The 21,006-nt window shown below is 55.9% G+C and carries 21 protein-coding genes; 6 read left to right on the top strand and 15 right to left on the bottom strand.

Annotated elements, in window-relative coordinates; all coding sequences use genetic code 11:
- Positions 1 to 11 precede the first annotated feature (11 nt).
- The 7 genes from chbG to osmE form a co-directional block, all read right to left on the bottom strand.
- Positions 12 to 770, bottom strand: coding sequence for a chitin disaccharide deacetylase (gene chbG, locus KCG39_RS02725; RefSeq protein WP_004121329.1), 759 nt, complete (start codon positions 768 to 770; stop codon positions 12 to 14).
- A 12-nt stretch (positions 771 to 782) separates the two neighbouring features.
- The gene (locus KCG39_RS02720) at positions 783 to 2,129 is read right to left on the bottom strand and encodes a 6-phospho-beta-glucosidase (RefSeq protein ID WP_004121333.1); all 1,347 of its coding nucleotides are present in this window, start codon (positions 2,127 to 2,129) and stop codon (positions 783 to 785) included.
- Between the two features lie 102 nt (positions 2,130 to 2,231).
- Entirely contained in the window at positions 2,232 to 3,056 is an 825-nt protein-coding gene (gene chbR, locus KCG39_RS02715) for a transcriptional regulator ChbR (RefSeq protein WP_142467682.1), read from the bottom strand.
- A gap of 27 nt (positions 3,057 to 3,083) precedes the next feature.
- Positions 3,084 to 3,431 (bottom strand): PTS N,N'-diacetylchitobiose transporter subunit IIA, encoded by a 348-nt coding sequence (gene chbA, locus KCG39_RS02710; protein ID WP_004121338.1) that lies wholly within the window; start codon positions 3,429 to 3,431, stop codon positions 3,084 to 3,086.
- A gap of 53 nt (positions 3,432 to 3,484) precedes the next feature.
- Positions 3,485 to 4,843, bottom strand: coding sequence for a PTS N,N'-diacetylchitobiose transporter subunit IIC (gene chbC, locus KCG39_RS02705; protein WP_004121341.1), 1,359 nt, complete (start codon positions 4,841 to 4,843; stop codon positions 3,485 to 3,487).
- Positions 4,844 to 5,011: 168 nt separating this feature from the next.
- Positions 5,012 to 5,332 (bottom strand): PTS N,N'-diacetylchitobiose transporter subunit IIB, encoded by a 321-nt coding sequence (chbB, locus tag KCG39_RS02700; protein WP_004101340.1) that lies wholly within the window; start codon positions 5,330 to 5,332, stop codon positions 5,012 to 5,014.
- Positions 5,333 to 5,617: 285 nt separating this feature from the next.
- Complete coding sequence (gene osmE, locus KCG39_RS02695; RefSeq protein WP_004121344.1) at positions 5,618 to 5,956, bottom strand: osmotically-inducible lipoprotein OsmE; 339 nt, start codon at positions 5,954 to 5,956, stop codon at positions 5,618 to 5,620.
- Between the two features lie 230 nt (positions 5,957 to 6,186).
- Here osmE and nadE point away from each other — a divergent pair, with 230 nt between their 5' ends.
- Together nadE and cho are read left to right on the top strand one after the other, a co-directional pair.
- Positions 6,187 to 7,014: an ammonia-dependent NAD(+) synthetase gene (gene nadE, locus KCG39_RS02690; RefSeq protein ID WP_004121346.1), complete on the top strand. Its 828-nt coding sequence runs from the start codon at positions 6,187 to 6,189 to the stop codon at positions 7,012 to 7,014.
- A gap of 106 nt (positions 7,015 to 7,120) precedes the next feature.
- Entirely contained in the window at positions 7,121 to 7,981 is an 861-nt protein-coding gene (gene cho / locus KCG39_RS02685) for an excinuclease Cho (RefSeq protein ID WP_004121349.1), read from the top strand.
- 34 nt (positions 7,982 to 8,015) lie between these two features.
- On the opposite strand, the gene KCG39_RS02680 is transcribed toward cho, so the two are convergent.
- The 8 genes from KCG39_RS02680 to astC all read right to left on the bottom strand — a co-directional run bounded on the left by KCG39_RS02680 (position 8,016) and on the right by astC (position 17,671).
- Positions 8,016 to 10,058, bottom strand: a complete 2,043-nt coding sequence (locus tag KCG39_RS02680) for a DUF2207 domain-containing protein (RefSeq protein ID WP_142467683.1) — start codon at positions 10,056 to 10,058, stop codon at positions 8,016 to 8,018.
- A gap of 4 nt (positions 10,059 to 10,062) precedes the next feature.
- Positions 10,063 to 10,605 carry a LemA family protein gene (locus KCG39_RS02675; protein WP_142467684.1) on the bottom strand — a complete coding sequence of 181 codons (543 nt, stop codon included), beginning with the start codon at positions 10,603 to 10,605 and terminating at the stop codon, positions 10,063 to 10,065.
- A 207-nt stretch (positions 10,606 to 10,812) separates the two neighbouring features.
- On the bottom strand, positions 10,813 to 11,295 hold the full coding sequence (spy, locus tag KCG39_RS02670) for an ATP-independent periplasmic protein-refolding chaperone Spy (protein ID WP_049112255.1): 483 nt from the start codon (positions 11,293 to 11,295) through the stop codon (positions 10,813 to 10,815).
- 349 nt (positions 11,296 to 11,644) lie between these two features.
- Positions 11,645 to 12,610, bottom strand: coding sequence for a succinylglutamate desuccinylase (astE, locus tag KCG39_RS02665; RefSeq protein ID WP_142467685.1), 966 nt, complete (start codon positions 12,608 to 12,610; stop codon positions 11,645 to 11,647).
- Between the two features lie 12 nt (positions 12,611 to 12,622).
- Positions 12,623 to 13,948 (bottom strand): N-succinylarginine dihydrolase, encoded by a 1,326-nt coding sequence (astB, locus tag KCG39_RS02660; RefSeq protein ID WP_142467686.1) that lies wholly within the window; start codon positions 13,946 to 13,948, stop codon positions 12,623 to 12,625.
- Positions 13,945 to 15,423, bottom strand: a complete 1,479-nt coding sequence (astD, locus tag KCG39_RS02655; protein WP_004121366.1) for a succinylglutamate-semialdehyde dehydrogenase — start codon at positions 15,421 to 15,423, stop codon at positions 13,945 to 13,947. The genes astB and astD overlap by 4 nt, the downstream gene beginning before the upstream one ends.
- Positions 15,420 to 16,454, bottom strand: coding sequence for an arginine N-succinyltransferase (gene astA / locus KCG39_RS02650; RefSeq protein WP_004121368.1), 1,035 nt, complete (start codon positions 16,452 to 16,454; stop codon positions 15,420 to 15,422). The genes astD and astA overlap by 4 nt, the downstream gene beginning before the upstream one ends.
- Entirely contained in the window at positions 16,451 to 17,671 is a 1,221-nt protein-coding gene (gene astC / locus KCG39_RS02645; RefSeq protein ID WP_142467687.1) for a succinylornithine/acetylornithine transaminase, read from the bottom strand. Before astC ends, astA begins: the two co-directional genes overlap by 4 nt.
- Positions 17,672 to 18,115: 444 nt before the next feature.
- Here astC and xthA point away from each other — a divergent pair, with 444 nt between their 5' ends.
- The 4 genes from xthA to KCG39_RS02625 all read left to right on the top strand — a co-directional run bounded on the left by xthA (position 18,116) and on the right by KCG39_RS02625 (position 21,003).
- Complete coding sequence (gene xthA / locus KCG39_RS02640; RefSeq protein ID WP_123828207.1) at positions 18,116 to 18,922, top strand: exodeoxyribonuclease III; 807 nt, start codon at positions 18,116 to 18,118, stop codon at positions 18,920 to 18,922.
- A gap of 182 nt (positions 18,923 to 19,104) precedes the next feature.
- Entirely contained in the window at positions 19,105 to 19,767 is a 663-nt protein-coding gene (locus tag KCG39_RS02635) for a TVP38/TMEM64 family protein (RefSeq protein ID WP_004121376.1), read from the top strand.
- A complete protein-coding gene (locus KCG39_RS02630) occupies positions 19,757 to 20,455 on the top strand; it encodes a TVP38/TMEM64 family protein (RefSeq protein WP_049115357.1) in 699 nt (232 codons plus the stop codon). Before KCG39_RS02635 ends, KCG39_RS02630 begins: the two co-directional genes overlap by 11 nt.
- Positions 20,452 to 21,003 carry a carboxymuconolactone decarboxylase family protein gene (locus KCG39_RS02625; protein WP_049115355.1) on the top strand — a complete coding sequence of 184 codons (552 nt, stop codon included), beginning with the start codon at positions 20,452 to 20,454 and terminating at the stop codon, positions 21,001 to 21,003. Before KCG39_RS02630 ends, KCG39_RS02625 begins: the two co-directional genes overlap by 4 nt.
- The last annotated feature ends 3 nt before the right edge of the window (positions 21,004 to 21,006 follow it).

The following is a 21,006-nucleotide window of genomic DNA, read 5'->3' as shown; positions in this document are numbered from 1 at the left end:
TTGACTTGCCTTTATACATCGCGATAGGTTCCGAGCCGGTAACCGCGCCCGGCGATCGCCGATTTCAGCGACTCGCTCGTCAGCACATCCAGCTCGGTCAGACGCGGATAGCAATAGGCGCTGCCCATAATCGTGTTATCCACGAACGCCGGGTGGCACATTACCTCCAGAGACGTCTCACCGCGGTGGATAGAGGCATCCAGGGTTTGCAGAAACAGTGCTTCCGAAACCCCTTCCCCGTAAAACTCACTGGCGAACCCTTCGCTGCTGCGCGCCGCATCCTGCGCTAAACCTGACAGCGTCGCCAGCTGTCGGTCGATCCGCAGCGCCACCCCTTTCTCACGCGCAAAGGCCGCGACGATGGGGTAAATCTGCGCAATCATGTGCACATGGTGATGGCTGTCGATATGCGTCGGCTCATGGCCAAACAGCTCGACAAAGCGCCGGTACTGGCACTCCAGTTCGTGCGCGATTTCATCCAGCGGCAGGCTATCCTCTTCCGCCATCTGCCAAATCCACTTACCGAGACGGCCTTGGCGGGTTAATCCCGGCATCGCCGACAGCGGTTCGCCCAGCGTCAGGACAAAGTGCATCCCCACCGCCAGCTCAGGGATGCAGCGGCTAAGCTGGGCAGCATGGCCGATCGCCGCGCCGTTGACCAGCGCCGTCGTGGAGGTGACCAGACCGTTCTTGCAGGCTTCGATAATGCCGTAGTTTTGCCCTTTGCTGAGGCCAAAATCATCGGCATTGACGATTAACACGCGTTCCATGAGCCGCTCCCGTTACTGTTTCAGTTTTTCGATAGTCGCCGCAAAGTTTGGCAGCCACTGCTCGTGCGCAAGGATCATCTCACGCGCCAGCTTCTCGGCGTCACGATCGGAGTGGATCAGCGGGCTCAGGTTAAGCGCCAGCAGCACGTCATCCAGTTTACCGCTGATTGCCGCTTCGCTGGCCGCGACTTCAAAGCCTTTAATGGTGTAAATCAGTCCCAGCACTTTTTCGTCGAAATGCGTGATGCGCGGCGTCGGTTTGGCACCATCGCGACCCAGCGTACAGGTCATCTCGACCGCCCAGTCGGCCGGGATGTTATCCACGTGGCCATGGTGCGGCACGTTCACGTAATGCTCGGCCTGCTTATCATTGTATATGGCGTTAATCACTTCACAGGCGGCGTCGGAATAATAGGCCCCGCCGCGCTGCTCCAGCTCTTTTGGTTTAACGTTCAGGTCAGGATCTTTGTACAGCTCAAACAGCTGTTTCTCAACCTTCTGCACCACCTGCGCGCGGGCGCCGCCTTTGTAGTACTCGCCCATTTCAATCGCCAGCATCTCTTTTGGCTTAAAGTAGTAGAGCAGATAAGAACAAGGGATCAGGCGCAGCGATCGGAGCAGCCCTTCGCTAAACGGCAAATCAAAGATATTTTTCACCGAGTTTGCGCTCAATCGACCCGACGCTACGCCGTCAAGCAGCTCGTCAAAGCGTGAAACGCCGTTGACCAGTACATCGCGAACAAACACCAGATGGTTCAGACCAAACAGATCGATATTAAGCTCATCGCTCGGAGTCAGCTTCAGCACGTCGGTGATAAACATCTTCATGCCGATAGGAATATTGCACACGCCGATAAAGCGCTTAAAGCCGGTATGACGATAAACCGCTTCGGTCACCATGCCCGCCGGGTTGGTAAAGTTAATCACCCAGGCGTTAGGACAGACTTCCTGCACATCTTTCACAATGTCAAAAATGACCGGAATGGTGCGCAGACCTTTAAACAACCCGCCCGCGCCGTTGGTTTCCTGGCCTAAATAGCCGTGGCTCAGCGGAATACGCTCATCCTTTTCGCGCGCCTTAAGCTGGCCGACGCGCAGCTGGGTGGTGACGAAATCTGCGCCTTCCAGCGCCGCGCGGCGATCGAGGGTCTTGTAGACTTTCATCGGGACGCCGGCTTTTTCTACCATGCGCTGGCACAGCGCGTGGATAATATCGAGCTTTTCCTGCCCTTCCGCAACGTCCACCAGCCACAGTTCGCTGATCGGCAGTTCATGATAACGCTTCAGGAATCCTTCCAGTAATTCCGGGGTATAGCTGCTGCCGCCGCCAATAGTCACTACCTTCAATTTCTGGCTCATCTTTTTCTCCCTTGCGGATAGCGCGTATACGGCACCCGCTCTCCGTTTAAATACGGACAGTTAATTTGAATATTTAGACCGCGCGGATTAATCCGCGCCCGGTTAATTAATACTGGTGAGGTGTTTCCGATAGCTGCTGGGGGTAAAGGACGTCAGCTTCTTGAATGTTTTAATAAACAGACTTGGGCTACTATACCCCGACTCATAGGCGATATCGGTCACCGAGTAGTTGGTTATTTCCAACTGTTTTTTGGCGAAGTTGATGCGAATATCGTTAATCATCTGCATCGGCGTTTTGGCGTAATAACGCTGGGTTGCGCGGGTTAAGTATTCCTGAGTTTTCCCGGAAAGCTCGACCATATTTTCCAGCGCCCCCTCGCCAAATTTAAGCTTATCGTGCATACCCTCGACGGTATTTTTCAACCACTGTGGAATAACATCTTCGGTAGGCTCTTCACGATAGTGCCGCAAACGATTCAGGGTGTAAAAAGACACCAGCTCGATAAATTCGTCGAATTCAGTTTCGCGAAAATTCAGTGATGCAATAACCGACTCAATATAACTGAGAAAAGTACTTTTAACGGCATAGACCTGTGAGGCGACCAGACCAAACGGCAGCAGCGGCAGATAGTGTTTCTCAAAGAAACTTTTGCTGATGCCAACGTTAAGAATGCGCGTCGCGCCAAATTCATAAAAACTCTGATGATGCGACCCCATTGGGATGAAAACAAAATCCCCGCGCTCCAGCAGCACCCGCTTACCATTAATAATCTGATAATAGCGCCCGGTTAAAACGATGGTGTACTCGTAGTAATCATGCTGGTGAAGCCCGCTTACGCTCTCCGTTTTGTTATAGATGACCACATGAAAGTTCTTGCCGTTAAAGAGTTGTTGCTCCCGGGCGGTACTGATTTCAGTGGTCATCATCTTTGGCTGCCTCATCGTGTCGATGACCTATTGTACCTTCTCGTGCAGCTCAATCAATTCGGCAACCAGCTCACGAGCCAGCATTGAGGTCATCAGATGATCCTGCGCATGAACCAGCACCAGGCTCACCTTCATTTTGCCTTCTCCCTCATCGCTCTCAATCAGCTGCGTCTGCACAAGGTGCGCTTCGCTCAGCGCCATACGCGACTGTTCCATCATCGCTTTCGCCGCCGCGAAATCTCCCTGCTTAGCCTGCTTCAGCGCGGCATAAGCCAGGCTGCGCGCTTGACCGGAGTTGATAATCAGCCCCATCACCACCTCTTCGAGGTCGTTTACCGCGGTCTCTTCTGCTGCGATGTTATCCAGATCAAACATAATGACTCCCTTATTTCCAGGACGGTACGGGAAAACTCCCGTACCGCTCAATATTAGAATTTCAGTGCGTTAGCGATATCTTCTTCGCTCTCTTCCTGCTCAATGACGCCCTGCGCTTTGTTGGAAATCACCACAAACGGCAGGTAGACCAGGGTGGATACGGCAAGGTTGAACAGGGCCAGCAGCAGGGCCGCGACGCTACCGTTGGTGTTAAAGAAGGCGCCTAAACCGGTCGGCATGGTCCACGGCGCGATATTGGTAATCGGCGGGATGATGCCGAGGGTGTAAGCCGTCATGGTGATGGCCGCCAGCAGAGGCTGAATCAGAATGAACGGGATAAACATCACCGGGTTCATAATGATCGGCAGACCGAACAGGATTGGCTCGTTAATCTGGAAGATGCCTGACGGCAGCGCCAGTTTCGCCACCTGACGATGATCCTCACGACGTGAAGCGATAAAGATGGCGATGATTAAGCCCAGAGTCGCGCCGGTACCGCCAAGGAATATGTAGGAATCCAGCATCGGCTTGGCCCACATATGGAAGCTCTTACCCGCGGCCAGCGCGGCCTCTACGGAACCGTACTGCTGATAGGTTGCGATGTTTTCCAGCGCCCACGGCGTCATGATCCCGCTATCCAGCGCTGACAGCGCCAGTGACCCGTGTACGCCGAAGAACCACAGCAGCGAGGTGAAGATAACGTATGCCCAACCTACGACGGCGCCCATTGAAGCCAGCGGCGTGGAGATCGTGTCCATGATGATCTGGTGGAAGTTAGTCCCCCAGTGGGTCAACGCCCAGGAGATAATCCCCATAATAGAGAGGATAATAAACGCCGGGATAACCGCCGAGAATGAACGGGAAACGGAGGCCGGTACGCTGGAAGGCAGCGTGATCACCCAATTGCGATGAACGATAAAGGTGAACATCTCGGCAACGACCAGACCGATGACAATACCAGAAATGATATTGGCGCCGCCTAACCAGTTTGCGCCCACGGCATAGGCTTCACCGACGCTATAAGGCGTAACGGTCATAAATGCCGCAACCGCCAGCAATCCGGCCGCCATTGGGTCAACTTTACGCTCTTCAGCTAAAGCCGAACCAATAAAGAAAGGCGCCATCAGCGACATAATGCCGAGCGTACCGTTATAAACGTTACCGCCGATAGCTTTAAAACCGTTCAGTGTTTCGATTGTCGAGGCATCCAGACGAATGCCCATTGAATAAAAGAATGAACCGTCGCCAAAGCTCAAAAATACGTTATTAATTAAAACAAACATCGCCCCTGCTAACGTCAATGGCATTAACTTAATAAAGCCGTTTTTAATTGCATTGACGTGGGGCTGCCTTCCTATTTTGACGGCAAAAGGAAGGAGTACCTTTTCAAGCGAGTCAATCACTTTACTCATAATAAATACCCTTTAAGGCCGCAATATAATCATTGCGGCAATGATAGATGAAATTACTCTTTGACGGGAAAATAAACTCTGGGTATTTCGGACAGCAAGCAGCTAAAACACACCCTCACGAAATTTTAACCGCTGCCATCCGAAATATGTCGAGTTTTAAAATAAAAATTATTGTGCAGCCGCTTTCTTAATGGCCGCAACGGCCGCTTTCAGAACACCTAAACCATCGATCTTACCGTACAAAACGGAATCAATGACTTCTACGGGTTTATTGGGCAGTAAACGCTGAATATCCGGCAGCATATAGGAAATTTGTGGGCCTAATAATACGACATCGGCATCAGGACCTTTTTCACCAGCTAAGGTCTCCGGAAATGCTTCAATAATCACCGGCACTTCATACTTCTCGGCCTGGGCGCGCATTTTCGATACCAGCAGTGATGTCGACATCCCGGCAGAACAGAACAGGTAGATATGTTTCTTTTCCATGAACGCTTCCTCAATTTGTGTGACCCGGTCCTCTCCGCATCATCGATGCCTGAGAGGCGGTAAGAGATGTTTCTTTGAATTAGTATTGTTTATGCATTGAGTATACGGCATCGTTCACCGCCAGGATAATTCCTCCTTGAACAGAATTGTCTCTCATTGACCTCGCGTTTTGACTGCCTTCACATTTCCCTCAAATAATTCGCGCAATTAAATAAGCATCAGAGTTCACAAAAAAGCCCGACCAATGGTCGGGCTTACGTAGAAATCAGCGTTATGTCAGGGATACTACTTGCTGTTGCGCGGGTCGGTATCGTACTCGGCACAGGTCTGATAACCGGAATTTATCACGTGGCCAGTATCGTCCAGAGCGACAAAGTAGGTTTCAATTTTACCATCGCGTTGACCCAGGATGTATGTCTGGCAGGTACCGCGCGCGTGGATCATGGTAACTTCTGATGAAGGTTTACCGGCAATCTGCGCAACCTGGGCGCGACTCATACCTTTTTTAACGTCTTTGACCACCGGCTGAGTGAACTGATCTTTGGTACGGTCATAGGCCGTACAGCCTGCCAGCATGGTCAATACTGCTGCTGCGCCCAGAAATCCTGCAAAATGCTTGTTCATGTTCCATCCTCTTTTTTTTGGCGTGTTAATAAGCCTGGAATAAATATCGTTATTTTTCAAGCCGAAGGTGGAAATGAAACGAAATTAAGAGCTTTCCAATAATAAATCCCCTCTTGTTGAGGTTGCCTGCTTTTGCTTCACTCAAAATTGTGATCCTTGTCGTTTTACCGGCAAAGAGGTAGGTTAAACCCCTGCTGATTGGCAAACAGATTCACTTCCCGGAGGGCGCAATGACGCTACAACAAGAGATTATTCAGGCGCTGGGCGCAAAACCCCAGATCGATGTCGAAGCCGAGATACGCCGCAGCGTAGATTTTTTGAAATCCTACCTGCAAAAATACCCCTTTATCAAATCGCTGGTCCTCGGCATCAGCGGCGGCCAGGACTCTACGCTCACCGGTAAACTGTGTCAGTTGGCCATCAACGAACTGCGCGCCGAAACCGGCGACAGCAGCCTGCAGTTTATTGCCGTGCGCCTCCCGTACGGCGTGCAGGCGGATGAACAGGACTGCCAGGACGCTATCGCTTTTATTCAGCCGGACCGCGTATTAACGGTCAATATTAAGGGCGCCGTGCTGGCCAGCGAGCAGGCGCTGCGCGAGGCCGGGATCGAACTTAGCGACTTTGTTCGCGGTAACGAAAAAGCCCGCGAACGCATGAAGGCGCAGTACAGCATTGCCGGAATGACCCACGGCGTGGTGGTAGGCACCGACCATGCGGCGGAAGCGATCACCGGGTTCTTCACCAAATACGGTGATGGCGGTACCGATATTAACCCCATCTTTCGCCTCAACAAACGCCAGGGTAAACAGCTGTTGGCTCATTTAGGCTGTCCGGAGCATCTGTATAAAAAGCTGCCGACCGCCGATCTTGAGGACGACCGCCCCTCCCTGCCGGACGAAGTGGCGCTGGGCGTGACCTACGAAAATATTGATGATTATCTGGAAGGCAAAGCGCTGGATGAGAAAATTGCGAAAACGATTGAAGGCTGGTATTTGAAAACCGAGCATAAACGCAGACCGCCGATTACCGTCTTCGACGACTTCTGGAAAAAGTAATTCGCCTCTCCCCCTCTGCCCCGACCCGGTTCGGGGCGATTTTTTATCCTTTTCGCCTCTTCCTTCGACTGCTATACTGGATAAATAACCAGCACCAGGAGCAAAAGTGGCAAGAAGGCAATCCGCCCCGCGTCTCGAATTTGAAGCGGCGGCAATTTATGAGTATCCCGAACATCTGCGTCCGTGGCTTGAGGCTTTGCCCAGGCAGCCGGGGGTGTATTTGTTCCATGGCGAAAGCGATACCCTACCGCTCTATATAGGGAAAAGCGTGAATATCCGCAGCCGGGTGTTGTCGCATCTGCGCACGCCCGACGAAGCGGCGATGCTGCGCCAGTCCCGGCGTATTACCTGGCAGCGGACGGCTGGTGAACTCGGCGCGCTGTTATTAGAAGCGCAGCTAATTAAAGAACAGCAGCCGCTATTCAATAAACGACTGCGGCAAAACAGGCAGCTGTGCTCGTTACGCCTTGCTGACGACCGTCCTCAGGTGGTTTACGCCAGTGAGCTGGATTTCTCGCAGCAAAGCGATCTCTTTGGCCTGTTTGCAAATCGCCGCGCGGCGCTGCAGGCGTTGCAAAAAATCGCCGATGAGCATCGCCTTTGTTACGGATTAATGGGCCTTGAACCGCTCAACCGCGGGCGCGCCTGCTTCCGCTCCGCTCTGGGCCGCTGCGCGGGGGCCTGCTGCGGGAAAGAGAGCGTTGAAACGCACCATCAGCGGCTGCGTGAGAACATGCAAAAGATGCAGCTGGTGTGTTGGCCGTGGGCCGGAGCGATCGCACTGGAAGAGCGCAGCGAGGATATGACCCAATACCACATTATTCAAAACTGGCTGTGGCTCGGCGCGGTAGAGTCCCTGTCACAGGCATCATCGCTCACGCGCCTGTCGGCCAAATTTGACCATGACGGGTATAAAATATTGTGTAAGCCGCTGCTCAGCGGCCGCTATAAGCTCCATCCTCTGTGAGGTGAATGTCAGCCCCGATGCGCTATCGGGGCAATTACCAGCCGCCACCGCCACCGCCGCCCGAGCCGCCTCCGGATGAACCGCCTCCGGAGGAACCGGAGCCACTGTAACCGGAACCTGATGATGAACCACGTCCTGAACCGCTATCCGGCGTCGACATAGAGGCGGTTCGGCAGGCTTCGCTGAAGTGGCGGACGCTTCCCCAGTCGGCGTCGGCAAACGCATGCGACATGGCGCCTGTACTACTCAGGTAGTGGGCAAAGGTATTTGCCCATGTTTTCCCTACGCCAAGCGCCAGAGCAACCGGCAGCAGCGCTTCAAAATGGGAAATCATCTGCTCAGGCGGATAGATAATTTGATAACGATGCTTTTCGGCGGTACCCAGATAGCGCATCAGTCCTTTCGCGATAGACAGTTCATCAAGCCCGCGCTGCGTATAGCGCGGCGTTTTCCAGGCAACGAAAACGCACAGCGCGAACGCGGCCATAAGCGCGCCAATGTATCCTGACGGAAGCTGGGTGATGGGCAGTATACCAAAGAGAAAAATCCCGCCTCCCAGCGTCGCGAAGGGGCCGAAGATCGCCAAAAAAAAGAGCGGCACCGGCCCCCAGGCACGCCACATCTCCCGCGGGCGGCATATAAAACGCAGCAAACAGGTGAGCATCGCTCCGCCGAACAGCATAAAAACTGCGGCCGGTATCGTCAGCAGCGCGGCCTCCGTATTAACCCAAAGGCCGCAGACCACCGGCACCAGCAGCGCGATATAGATACAGCGCCGCAGCGGCTGCCCCCATTTGCGAAATAATTTATCCCGCTGCGCTTCACAACGCTTTTCCTGCTCTTCACGCGCTGTCTGCATCGGTCGCTGATGGGCCTTGCTGAGATCGATATTTTTTTGTTTACCTTTAAAAAGCGTACTTAACAGCTGCCTGTCATCATAGTTTAATTGCCGGTTTCCCTCGACGGGCAAACGGGTCAGCCGCTGTTTTACGCCGGCGTTCGCAAGCCACGGGTTAGGGGTGTGTTGACTGTCCCCGCTGACCGCCATTCCGCGTTTAGCCACCAGCGCTAATAAATCGCTACTAAAAGCCACATCATCATATTTACGCCGGGTGATAAAACGCAGGTAGCCCGGAGACATGCCGGGGGGCGGCGAATAAAGCGCAACGACCGGCGGCATTTTTAGCCCGGCTTTGGTGACGTGTTTTCGCCACCACATCAGGTAATAAGCGGCCATCAGCAGCAGAGGTAGCCAGACTACGCCGGTTTTTAGGGTGGGGATAAGTAGATGCACCAGCGGCAAAGCCGCCTCCGGCGCCGGAGCGTCGGCAAGGATCGACCGAGGCCAGGTATAGACCACAGTCAGCCCCTCCCCCCGCGCCAGAGGCCGCAGGGTGCGGACACTACCGTCAGGAAGTATCTGCGCATTGTGTTCTTTCGCCCCTGCGACGCCGGTATAAACATCAAGCGATCGCAGTCTGGCGTCCTTAGCGTTAGCGTTGAGGTTTCCAGCGGCGTCCGGGAGGTCAAGATGAAAGCTGGCCTCGCTGATAGGCCACGCCCAGTCGTTGCCCGTCACGTTCCAGTAAAGCTCATCCCACTCGGGGAAGCGGCTGAAATGGTTGCTGATTTGATAGCGAATTTCGTAGTTATAGATCCCGGGTTTCAGGACCCGTTCACCGCTGCCAATGCGTACCGTCAGGTTTTTTTCTGCTTCATCAAGGCTAAACGGTTCAGGCACACCATCGCGCGACACCGACTCGATCGCATAATACACGCGAAAGATCTTGCCGTCCTGACGGTTCCAGGTGAGGGGCAGCGTACGGAAAATCCCCCGCCGAATCTGCCTGCCCAGAGAAAGTACTTTGATATTTTCTCGTATCTCCATGCTACCGTCCGGGTTAAAGCGCGCCCGGGCATCGAAAGAGAGGATATGTTCATACGCTGGAATAGCGTCAGCAGGAAGCTGGGAGGCATCCTTGATGATGATCATATCGTCGGCGGCAAAAGCCGCGCTGATGTTCAGAAGCAGCAGCAGGACGAGGGGGCGCAACCCCCGGAAAAGTAAATTCGCCATTTAATCACGCCATCCGCGGTAACTTAGCTTCTTCCGGTGAGTCAAGTTCAAAGAATGCTTCTGCTTTAAAATTAAATAACCGCGCCAGCAGCAGGCTGGGGAAAGACTCGACCAGGATATTGAAATCGCGCACCGAGCCGTTGAAGTAGCGACGAGCCATCTGCAGCTGCTCTTCTATTTCGCTGAGCGATTGCTGTAAAGCAAGGTAGTTTTCGCTGGCTTTAAGTTCTGGATACGCTTCGCCGAGCGCGAAAACGCGCCCTAGCGTGCCAGAGTACTGGCGTTCGCTGTCGGCGATCTGTCGGGTGCTGCCGACCAGTTCGCCACGCTGGCGGGAGATCTCTTCCAGCAGTTCTTTTTCATGCTGCGCATAGCGTTTCACCAGGCTCAGCAGATTCGGCGCCAGGTCGTGGCGACGCTTAAGCTGTACGGCAATACCGCTCCAGGCTTCGTCTTTGAAACGTCGCAGGGAGATAAAGCGGTTATAGATCATTACGACCCAAATGAGGACGACAACGAGTACGGCGAGGCCGATATACATTTCCATATGCGAGATCCATGAGCAGAGTAGGCTTTAGACCAGGACACCTGAGTCCTTGGCGATCGTTAAGGCACTCATACTGGCACATTCGTCCCTGCCGGGTAAATCAGGTTTCACGATGGACTTTTAGCAGATAAGAAAAAACCGCCGGCCCTGCCCAAAGCCTGTTGGCGTTATTGGGCAAGACCGGCGGTCTTAAGTCAGCGCGCTGAGTTATTCAGCTGGTGCAGGCATTTTACCTTCCGGCGCTTTACGATCTGTCAGATGCTTCTCAAAATTGGCATTGAACTGTTTTTTCTGTTCCGGCGTCAGGATGTTGTAAATCTTGTTCTGGGTTTCCAGACGCGCCAGCGCCATCTCTTTATGCTGGGCCTCCATCTTATCAATCTGCGCTTCCGCTTTTGCCTTATCGAAGGTATCGCTGGCTACCAGCTCATGCATCGCGCGGCGCTCATCCAGGGATGGACGTTTCATGTTGTCGCGCTGGTTCTTCATGATGTCGCGGATTTGCGTTCTCTGCGCATCGGTCAGGTTCAGACCTTTAAACATCATTTCGTGCGGGCCGCCAGGTCCGCGCTTATGATGCATCATCGGCGCGTTATCGGTTGGGGTAGCCGTAGTGTCAGCCGCGTGGGCCAGGTTAGCCGCGCCCAGAGCCAGAGTAGAGGCAACAAACAGTGCTGTAATCTTCTTCATCGTTCAATCCTTACTTTGCGTTATTCTTACGGCGCGTTGCCGTGTTGACGAGATTAACTTTACGACGTTTATCGTCAATTAATCAGAGCAAGCGTAAAACATTGAAAGTGTAAAAAACATTTTCTCGCCAATTATGGAGAAAATAAGGAAAATGAGGAGACAAGTGTCAGAAAAAATAAATAACAGGCTGTTTTACCGAGAAATTATGGAGATTATAAATCAGCAGAGATTAAAAACAAAGCATTTAACCAGGAATAATCTGCAATCAATGGACAGAGCACGAAAAAATAAGATGACAGTGGAAAAATAAAAACCGAAATAAACGCCGCCGCCCGGACGGGCGACGGATTCACTGGAAGCGCTGCAGCATCAGCCCGGCGCGCTGGCCCAAGGCGACGCTGGGATTGGGGAACAGAATGTACTCTTGCTCCCCTTCCACCACATAGCGAGTGTCGCCATCCTCAGCAAGCAGCGTCCCGGCGGCAAACGGCGTAAAGTTCAGCGTCTGCGCCGACATATACAGCTGGAACCTGTCGCTGCTGCGGGTAATTTGCTGTACCACCCTGTAGCGCAGCGGCGTGTGCTCAGCTTCCAGCGTCACCTCCCCCGCCAGCAGCAGCGACAGCGCGCGTTGAGTCGCCGCGAACAAGCGCAGATCGTTTTCGCCAAAAGGTAGCGCCTTACCGAGCTCCAGCGTGCAGGAGCGCGCGCCGAAGCGTTCGCAGCTGAAATGGGTAAAGGTCCCGCCCGGCTGCTGATGAAACACCAGCGCCTCCAGCCCTGCCGCCCCCAGCCAGCGCAAAAACGCTTCATCCCATGGGGTATCCCGCGCCGGCAGGACACCAAAGCGGGTATGCAGCGAACCGCGTATGGCGGTATGTAAATCCAGGTGCCAGCGCTCGCCGGACGTCCCGGCATAAAATCGCGCCAGCGCATGCTCCAGCTGCCGGGCGCGAACGGTTTCATCGCTGGCGCTAAAAGCGCGCCATCGCTCGCCGAACATACGGTTGATATCGCTATGCAGATAGCGCTTGTTGGCCCTTAACGCCTGAGGGTTACCGAAGATAACCAGCAGCCGCCAGCGTAGCGGCATTTCCCCACGAAACAGCTGTCGCAGCAGGAGATCGGTGATTTCGACCGGCGCGGTTTCATTGCCGTGAAGTCCGGATGACAAAACCAGCGACCGATCGCAGGGCTCATGGGGAACGAGCTGCAGAATGCCGCAGTCAATCCAGTGCCAGCGAAACTGTGCGGTTTGGCCATGAAAATGGTGGGGCAAACGCCCCGCCAGAGTGAGTGCCAGAAAGTCGTCCACGACGCCTCCTTATTATTGCTGGAACGGATACACTGAGCCCAGGCACAAGATCTGCGTTAAATGGTCGAGCGCTTCGCGGCCTTCACGCAGAAGCTGCGGATCCGCGAGATCGGCCTGGGTCAGGCGATCGCGATAGTAGCGGTCTACCCAGTCATTCAGGGTGGCGAATAGCGCATCGTTCATCATCACCGCCGGATTCACCGCCTGTCGCTCGTCCTCAGTCAGCACCACCCGCAGCCGCAGGCAGGCCGGGCCGCCGCCGTTGGCCATGCTTTCGCGCAGATCGTAAACCTGCAGCTCATCGATCGGGTTATCGCCTTCCACCAGCCGGTTCAGGTAGCGCCAGACGCCCGGGTGTTCCTGCGCCTCCAGCGGCAGAATCAGCCGCATCCCGCCCTCCCGTTTGCTCAACAGCTGACTGTTGAACAGATAGGTCGCCACCGCGTCTTCTACCGAAACCTGGCTTGCCGGTACGACGAGCGGCGTAAATCCGGGAACCTGCTGCGCCAGCTGCTGCAGGAGCTGCGGCTGGTCAACAAACGCCTGCTCGTGACAAAACAGCACCTGCTGATTGCTTACCGCAATCACATCGTTATGAAACACGCCTTTATCAATCACCGCCGGATTTTGTCGGGCGAAAATCACCTGCCGGGGATTGACCTGATTCAGGCGGGCGACGGCCTGGCTGGCCTCGAGCGTCTGCCGCGCCGGGTAGCGCAGCGGATTATCTTCGCCCCCCTGCTGGCGGCCGTAAATAAACAGCTGCACGCCGGGCGCGCCGTAGTCGCCGCCGAGGCGGTTATGGTTTGCCGCCCCTTCGTCGCCGAACAGCGATACCTGGGGCAACGCGCCGTGGACGGCAAACCGCTGCTCATCGGGGAAAATCGCCTTTAGCAGCGCTTCGGTGGTCGGCGCTTCGCTGGCGCGGTGGAATTTATCGTTCAGGTTGGCGACGATCAGATGCACCCGGCCATCCAGCGAGTCGGCTGAGGGCGAGACCGTGGCGGCATTGGCGACCCACATCGATGACGCGGAGCTGACCGCCGACAGCAGTTCCGGCGCCTGGCGCGCCGCCTTTTCCAGTACCTGCTCATCGCTGCCGTCAAAACCAATCTGGCGCAACAGCGGAATGTTTGGCCGCTCCTGCGGCGGGATCAGCGCCTGCGGATAGCCCGCATCCGCCAGCGCTTTCATTTTCTTCAGCCCCTGCTTTGCCGCCAGCTGCGGGTTAGACACCCGATAGCGGTGTTTTGTCGAGGCTTCGTTGCCGAAGGATAAGCCCGCATAGTGGTGGGTCAGGCCCGGCAGCCCGTCAAAGTTCACTTCCCAGGCTTTCATTGGGATGTCTCCTGACGAAAATTCAGCCCCGGGCTGAGGGTAGCCGGTAGCGACAACTCCGGCGATTCCAGGCTGGCCATCGGCCAGGCGCAATAGTCCGCAGCGTACCAGGCCCCCGGACGATGGTTGCCGGAAGCGCCGGTACCGCCGAACGGCGCGGTGCTGGCGGCGCCGGTCAACGGTTTATTCCAGTTAACGATACCGGCCCGCGCCTCCAGCAGCAGCTGGTCGAATTTGTCGCGTTCGGCGGAGATCAGCCCGCAGGAAAGCCCGAAACGGGTCGCATTAGCGAGGGCAATCGCCTCATCAAAATGGTCATAGCGCCAGACGCAGAGCAGCGGGCCGAAGACCTCTTCGTCAGCCACCTGTGCAACTTCGCCCATGTCGATAATGCCCGGCGTCAGCAGCGAGGTTCCGGCCTGCAGCAGGCGCGGCTCCAGCAGGGTTTTGCCGCCGCTGGCCACGTGGGCCAGCCAGGCTTGATGCACCTTTTGCGCCGCCTGCGCTGAAATTAATCCGCCAAGAAACGGCTGGGGCTCGGCGTCCCACGCGGCGGGAATCAGCGTTTGTGACACCGTCACAAGACGTTTAAGAAACGCATCGCCCGCCTCGCCGCGCTTTACCAGTAGCCGACGCGCGCAGGTACAGCGCTGTCCGGCAGTAATAAAGGCCGATTGAATCGTCAGATGCACGGCGGCATCAATATCCTGAGGATCATCCACGATCAGCGGGTTGTTGCCGCCCATCTCGAGGGCAAGAATTTTTTCCGGCTGCCCGGCAAGCTGGCGATGAAGCTGAAAACCGGTAGCAGAGCTGCCGGTAAACAGCAGGCCGTCGATATCCGCCTGGCCGCTCAGCGCCTCGCCGGTTTCCCGTCCGCCCTGGAGCAGGTTAAGCACGCCCGGGGGCAGGCCGGCTTCGGCCCATAGCTTCACCACCGCCTCGCCGCTTTGCGGCGTCAGCTCGCTGGGTTTGAATACCACGGTATTCCCCGCCAGCAGCGCCGGAACGATATGACCGTTAGGCAGATGCCCGGGAAAATTGTAGGGGCCAAATACCGCCAGCACGCCGTGCGGGCGGTGGCGTAGCGTCGCCTCGCCGTCCGCCATCGCGGTCTGCGCTTCTCCAGTACGGCTATGGTAAGCGTTCACCGAAATGGCGATTTTATTGATCATCGCGGCAATTTCCGTTGCCGCTTCCCAGCGCGGTTTGCCGGTCTCCCCGGCGATAACCGCGGTTAATTCGCTTTTGTTCGCTTCCAGTAGCGAAGCAAACTTTTCCGCGATCGCTTTCCGGGCGGCAAACGGCTGACGGGCCCAGGCGGGAAACGCCGCACGCGCCGCGCTGACCGCCAGCGCAACCTGCCCGGCATCGGCATCGTTGCCCTGCCACAGCAGCGCCTGGCTTACCGGGTTATGTTTACTACGGGCCGGGCCGCGACCGCTTTGCCAGTCGCCGTTAATCCATAAACTCATGATTTTTTCTCCTCGGGGCACAAACGAACCAGGCGAATCTGGTCGCCGGGGTGGCATTTCAGGGCATCCAGCTCGCGCGCGCTTAGCACCAGGCGGTCGCTCTCCGGGTCGGCGTAAACTAACATGGCGCGAAACTGCTGGTACTGCTCATTGGCCACCAGGCACGCTGGCCACTCGCCCGGCGCGGGCTGGCCTTCGGCGACGGTGACCAGCCGACTTTTGCGAATAGCCCGCACCCGGTCAATTTCGCATTCCAGCGTCGGGCCGCCGTCAAAAATATCGACGTAGTTGAGATAGCGGAACCCCTCTTTCTCCAGCACCGCGCGGGCCGGGGCGGTTTGCGGATGGACCTCACCGATGACCGCTCGCGCCTCGTCGCTTAAAAAGTCGATATACAGCGGATGCTTCGGCATCAGGGCGGCGATAAACGCTTTTTGCCCGGTACCACACAGATAGTCGGCGCGGGAGAACTCCATCGCGAAGAAGCGCTTTCCAAGACTCTCCCAGAACGGCGAGTAACCGTGTTCGTCGATGACGCCGCGCATTTCCGCCACGACCTTTTCGTTGAAACGTTCGCGAAAAGCGGCCATAAACAGAAAGCGTGATTTTGACAGCAGGTAGCCGTTGCCCTCTTTCCGCCATTTTGGATCCAGGAAGAGCGTGCATAGCTCGCTGCTGCCGGTATGATCGTTACTCAGGAACAGCGTCGGCAGGGCGTTGTAGACGTTAAGCTCTTTCGACGCGTGCACCTGGGTACCAACGCGATAGTTGTACCAGGGGTCGTTAAGCCCCACGGCCACCTCAATGGCGCAAATTCCCGCCACCGCGCCGCTGGCGCAGTCCTCAAGAACGAAGACATACCCCTGCTCGCTTTTGGGCAGCTCGCCGCGCCAGGTCATCTGCGAACGTTCAATGCGCGCGGCCAGCGTGGCTTCATCAGCCGGCAACGACGTCAGGCCGCCGCCGGTCTCTCCGGCCAGGGTCAGTAGCCCCGGCAGATCGCCTTTTTCTACCGGACGGATCACCATCATGATGAGACTCCCGCGAGAAAGCGTTTGCAGGCCAGCTCGAAACGATCCAGACCGCTGTTAACCTCGTCCTCGCTGATAATCAGCGCCGGAGCGAAGCGCACCACGTTGGCGCCGGCAATCAAAATCATCAGCCCCTCTTCCGCCGCCTGATTGCTGATAGCCTTCGCCTTGCCGGCATACTCGTCCTTCAGCACGCAGCCGATAAGCAGCCCCAGGCCGCGGATCTCTTTAAACAGGCCGTAACGCGCGTTGATCGCGTTGAGCCGTTCGCAGAACCACTGATGGCGCTGCTTAACACCATTGAGAACCTCGCGGGTGTTGACGATGGCAAACACTTCCCCCGCCACCGCGCAGGCCAACGGGTTACCGCCGTAGGTGGTGCCGTGGGTACCGACGGTCATCACGCTGGCGCAGCGCTCCGATGCCAGTAGCGCGCCAATCGGGAAACCGCCGCCCAGCGCCTTGGCGGTGGAAAGCAGGTCCGGCGTCACGCCGTAGTGCATATAGGCGTACAGCTCCCCGGTGCGGCCGACGCCGGTCTGGACTTCGTCGAAAATCAGCAGCGCGTTGTGCGCATCGCACAGTTCACGCAGGCCGCGCAGGAAGTCCGCATCCGCAGGCACGACGCCGCCTTCACCCTGCATCGGTTCAACGATCACCGCGCAGGTATTGTCGTCGATCAGCGCCTTTGCCGAATCGAGATCGTTATAGATAGCGTGCTGAATCTGCGGCGGCAGCGGCGCAAAATCCTGCGAATAGGCCGGCTGGCCGCCCGCGGAAACGGTAAACAGCGTGCGGCCGTGGAAGGCATTTTTGAACGCCACGATGCCGCTTTTCTCACTACCGAAACGATCGTGGGCATATTTGCGCGCCACTTTTAGCGCCGCTTCGTTGGCTTCGGCCCCGGAGTTACAGAAAAAAACCCGGTCGGCAAAAGTGGCGTCAATCAGCTGTTTAGCCAGACGCAATACCGGTTCGTTGGTGTAACCGTTGCCGGTATGGCAGAACTTTTCCGCCTGCCCGGTCAGCGCTTTAACCAGCCGAGGATGAGCGTGGCCGAGGGCGTTCACCGCAATGCCGCCGGCAAAATCGATATACTCTTTTCCCTGCTGATCCCACAGGCGTGACCCCTCGCCGCGTACCGGAATAAAAGCCGCTGGCGCGTATACAGGCATCATCCATTCATCAAAGTTGCTACGCGTAATTGACTGAGACATATCGACCTCTTCCGGTAAATAAAAAGTTTAAATAATGTTAATGAATATGGTTATTACGCTGTAAATGTAGATTGCACGGTTCGTGCCAGCCAGAGGTAAAAATGCATAAATCGAGGTCGATAACGAAATATCAATAAGTTACGAAAGACCGCTATTCACATAAAATGCATAAAAAGTGAATAAAAATACTAAAAGAGGCTTTTGCAGTGGAATAAAAAGAAAGATTATGCAGGGGTAAGATATAATTCTATAATTGTGATCCTTGACGAAATTTATCGGCAATAATCGCCCTTTTTTGGCGCAGCGCGTTCCAGAATGGTGCACAGTTTGTGCAAACAGGCTACCAACCGCTGCAATCGGCAGAATAAAGCGCCTTTGCGCAGCCAGCCCGGCGAATTTCTGCTACCATCCCTGCACTATTCACCTTGCACAGTGGCAGCGACTATGAAATTTGTCTCTTTTAATATCAACGGCCTGCGTGCCCGCCCGCATCAGCTGGCCGCCATCATCGATAAACACCAGCCCGATGTCATCGGCCTACAGGAAACCAAAGTCCACGACGACATGTTTCCCCTCGAAGAGGTGGCGAAGCTGGGCTACAACGTCTTTTATCACGGGCAGAAAGGCCACTACGGCGTCGCGCTGCTGACCAAAGAGACGCCGATCGCCGTGCGTCGCGGTTTCCCGAACGATGGTGAAGAGGCCCAGCGCCGCATCATCATGGCGGAAATCCCTTCCCCGTTTGGCAACCTGACGGTGATTAACGGCTATTTTCCGCAGGGCGAAAGCCGCGATCATGAAACCAAATTCCCGGCGAAAGCGGCGTTTTACCAGAACCTGCAAAACTACCTCGATACTGAACTGAATAAAGAGAATCCGGTGCTGATCATGGGCGACATGAATATCAGCCCCACCGACCTTGATATCGGCATCGGCGAAGAGAACCGTAAGCGTTGGCTGCGTACCGGCAAATGTTCATTCCTGCCGGAAGAGCGCGAATGGATGGAGCGCCTGCTGGGCTGGGGCCTGGTGGATACGTACCGCCATGCGAACCCGCAGGATAACGAGCACTTCTCGTGGTTCGACTATCGTTCTAAGGGCTTTGACGATAACCGCGGGCTGCGCATCGACCTGCTGCTGGCAAGCACCCCGCTGGCGCAGCGCTGTGTCGAAACCGGCATCGACTACGAAATTCGTGGAATGGAAAAACCCTCCGACCACGCGCCGGTATGGGCGACCTTTAAGGTCTAAACCGCCGCGTCATCAGGCTCACTGGCCCGCAGAGCCTGAGCCATATCAAAAAAGCCGCCGTCAGCGATTGTGAACGGCGGCAAACTATTATACTGTCGCGCGCACTTTTGACCGCCGCGCAATACAGGAGAACCCAATGCAAAAGAAGCCGTCATAAAGCAGAGTATAAGCTGCTTTTTGTTGTGGTCGTATTGAGCATTGTCGCCTGTATTATTCAGCAGTCGGGTTTTGCCGAGCTGGTTACCCATTTTGACCGTCTGCGCGAGGCCATCCGTCAGAGCGGAGCCTTCGGCTATACGCTCTATATTCTGCTGTTTATCGTCGCCACCCTGTGTTTAATACCGGGCTCTATTTTGGTGATTGCCGGCGGAGTCATTTTTGGTCCGCTCGCGGGGACCTTGCTGTCGCTGCTGGCGGCGACGTTCGCCTCTTCCCTGTCGTTTCTGTTCGCCCGCTGGCTGGGCCGCGAGCTGCTGCTTAAATACATCGGGCAGACGGCGATATTTCAGGCCATTGAAAAAGGCATCGCCCGTAGCGGCGCCGATTTTTTAATTCTGACCCGGCTCATCCCGCTGTTTCCCTATAATATCCAGAACTACGCCTATGGCCTGACGGCGATTCCGTTCTGGACGTTTACCTTTATTTCCGCCCTCACCACCTTGCCCGGCATATTTATCTATACGCTGATGGCCAGCGAGCTTATTCGCGAGGGTGTCACCCCCCTGTTTGTACTGAAACTGACGCTCGCGGGGCTGGCCTTATTTGCCCTGATTCAGGCGGCGAAAAGCTATGCCCGCTATCGGCGGATCGCTACGCCACGTTTACGGTCTAACGATGAAAAATAGCAACGCGCTCTCGCGGATAGCCATTGGCATTACGCTGCTTGCGCTTCTGCTGGCATGGTGGCTGATACCCGGCGTACATGGGTTTATGCAGCGCAGCCTCGAGGCCTTTGCCACGCTCGATCAGCAGGCTGTTGAACGCTTTATCGACGCCTGGGGCCCGCAGGCGGCGCTGGTCTCCTTCGCGCTGATGATTCTGCAGGCGATTATCGCCCCGCTTCCCGCCTTTCTGATCACCTTTGCCAACGCCTCCCTGTTCGGGGCTTTCTGGGGCGGCGCGCTGTCGTGGGTAAGCGCTATGGCCGGGGCGGCGCTGTGCTTTTTTATCGCCAGAGCGCTTGGCCGAGAGGCGGTGGAAAAACTCACCGGCAAAAATGTATTACAGAGTATGGATGGCTTTTTTACCCGCTATGGCAAACACACCATATTAATCTGCCGTCTGCTGCCCTTCGTGCCATTCGATCCGGTGAGCTACGCCGCCGGGCTGACGTCAATGCGCTTTCGCCACTTTATGCTGGCCACCGGCCTCGGCCAGTTGCCCGCGACGATAGTTTATTCGTGGACCGGCAGCCTGCTGACCGGCGGCACCTTCTGGCTGGTCACCGGTTTATCGATCCTGTTTGCGCTGGCCATTGTGGTGGTGGTCGCGAAAGCGCTCTATCTTGAACAACAAAAGAGGCGTTCACGATGAGCTTACCCCCTCTGAAGTCCATTCCGCTGATTCTTCGCCCGCAGGCCTGGCTGCATCGCCGCCACTACGGCGAGGTACTCAGCCCTATCCGCTGGTGGGGCCGTATTCCGCTGGTGTTTTACCTGGTGTCGATGTTCGTCGGCTATCTGGAGCGTAAGCGTTCGCCCCTCGATCCGGTGCTGCGCTCGCTGGTCAGCGCCCGCGTCGCGCAGCTGTGCCTGTGCGAGTTTTGCATTGATATCACCAATATGAAGCTGGCAGAACGCAGCGGCGGCAGCGATAAACTACTGGCGGTCGCCGAATGGCGGGACAGCGCGCTATTCAGCGAGCGCGAGCGGCTGGCGCTGGAGTATGCCGAGGCGGCCAGCATGACGCCGCCGGTGGTCGACGATGCGCTGCGCAACAGGCTGGCAGGTCAGTTTGACGCCCGCACGCTCACCGAACTCACGGCGCTGATCGGTTTACAAAACCTGTCGGCGCGCTTTAATTCAGCCATGGCGATCCCCGCCCAAGGATTGTGCCGGATCCCAACCGATTCAAAACCATAAGGA

This window comes from Klebsiella pasteurii, from assembly GCF_018139045.1.
In the GTDB taxonomy this organism is placed as follows: Bacteria; Pseudomonadota; Gammaproteobacteria; order Enterobacterales; family Enterobacteriaceae; genus Klebsiella; species Klebsiella grimontii.
The sequence above is the reverse complement of the archived record's forward strand: the minus strand, read 5'-3'. Positions and strand labels throughout refer to the sequence as shown.

Excerpts from the sequence above, each read along its gene's own strand:
- chbR (WP_142467682.1), bottom strand. The coding sequence starts at position 3,056 with ATGATGACCACTGAAATCAGTACCGCCCGGGAGCAACAACTCTTTAAC.
- chbG (WP_004121329.1), bottom strand. The coding sequence starts at position 770 with ATGGAACGCGTGTTAATCGTCAATGCCGATGATTTTGGCCTCAGCAAA.
- chbB (WP_004101340.1), bottom strand. The coding sequence starts at position 5,332 with ATGGAAAAGAAACATATCTACCTGTTCTGTTCTGCCGGGATGTCGACA.
- chbC (WP_004121341.1), bottom strand. The coding sequence starts at position 4,843 with ATGAGTAAAGTGATTGACTCGCTTGAAAAGGTACTCCTTCCTTTTGCC.
- astB (WP_142467686.1), bottom strand. The coding sequence starts at position 13,948 with ATGAAAGCCTGGGAAGTGAACTTTGACGGGCTGCCGGGCCTGACCCAC.
- spy (WP_049112255.1), bottom strand. The coding sequence starts at position 11,295 with ATGAAGAAGATTACAGCACTGTTTGTTGCCTCTACTCTGGCTCTGGGC.
- osmE (WP_004121344.1), bottom strand. The coding sequence starts at position 5,956 with ATGAACAAGCATTTTGCAGGATTTCTGGGCGCAGCAGCAGTATTGACC.
- KCG39_RS02625 (WP_049115355.1), top strand. The coding sequence starts at position 20,452 with ATGAGCTTACCCCCTCTGAAGTCCATTCCGCTGATTCTTCGCCCGCAG.
- chbA (WP_004121338.1), bottom strand. The coding sequence starts at position 3,431 with ATGTTTGATCTGGATAACATCGCAGCAGAAGAGACCGCGGTAAACGAC.
- astD (WP_004121366.1), bottom strand. The coding sequence starts at position 15,423 with ATGAGTTTATGGATTAACGGCGACTGGCAAAGCGGTCGCGGCCCGGCC.
- KCG39_RS02720 (WP_004121333.1), bottom strand. The coding sequence starts at position 2,129 with ATGAGCCAGAAATTGAAGGTAGTGACTATTGGCGGCGGCAGCAGCTAT.
- KCG39_RS02675 (WP_142467684.1), bottom strand. The coding sequence starts at position 10,605 with ATGGAAATGTATATCGGCCTCGCCGTACTCGTTGTCGTCCTCATTTGG.
- KCG39_RS02680 (WP_142467683.1), bottom strand. The coding sequence starts at position 10,058 with ATGGCGAATTTACTTTTCCGGGGGTTGCGCCCCCTCGTCCTGCTGCTG.
- KCG39_RS02630 (WP_049115357.1), top strand. The coding sequence starts at position 19,757 with ATGAAAAATAGCAACGCGCTCTCGCGGATAGCCATTGGCATTACGCTG.
- astC (WP_142467687.1), bottom strand. The coding sequence starts at position 17,671 with ATGTCTCAGTCAATTACGCGTAGCAACTTTGATGAATGGATGATGCCT.
- astA (WP_004121368.1), bottom strand. The coding sequence starts at position 16,454 with ATGATGGTGATCCGTCCGGTAGAAAAAGGCGATCTGCCGGGGCTACTG.
- xthA (WP_123828207.1), top strand. The coding sequence starts at position 18,116 with ATGAAATTTGTCTCTTTTAATATCAACGGCCTGCGTGCCCGCCCGCAT.
- nadE (WP_004121346.1), top strand. The coding sequence starts at position 6,187 with ATGACGCTACAACAAGAGATTATTCAGGCGCTGGGCGCAAAACCCCAG.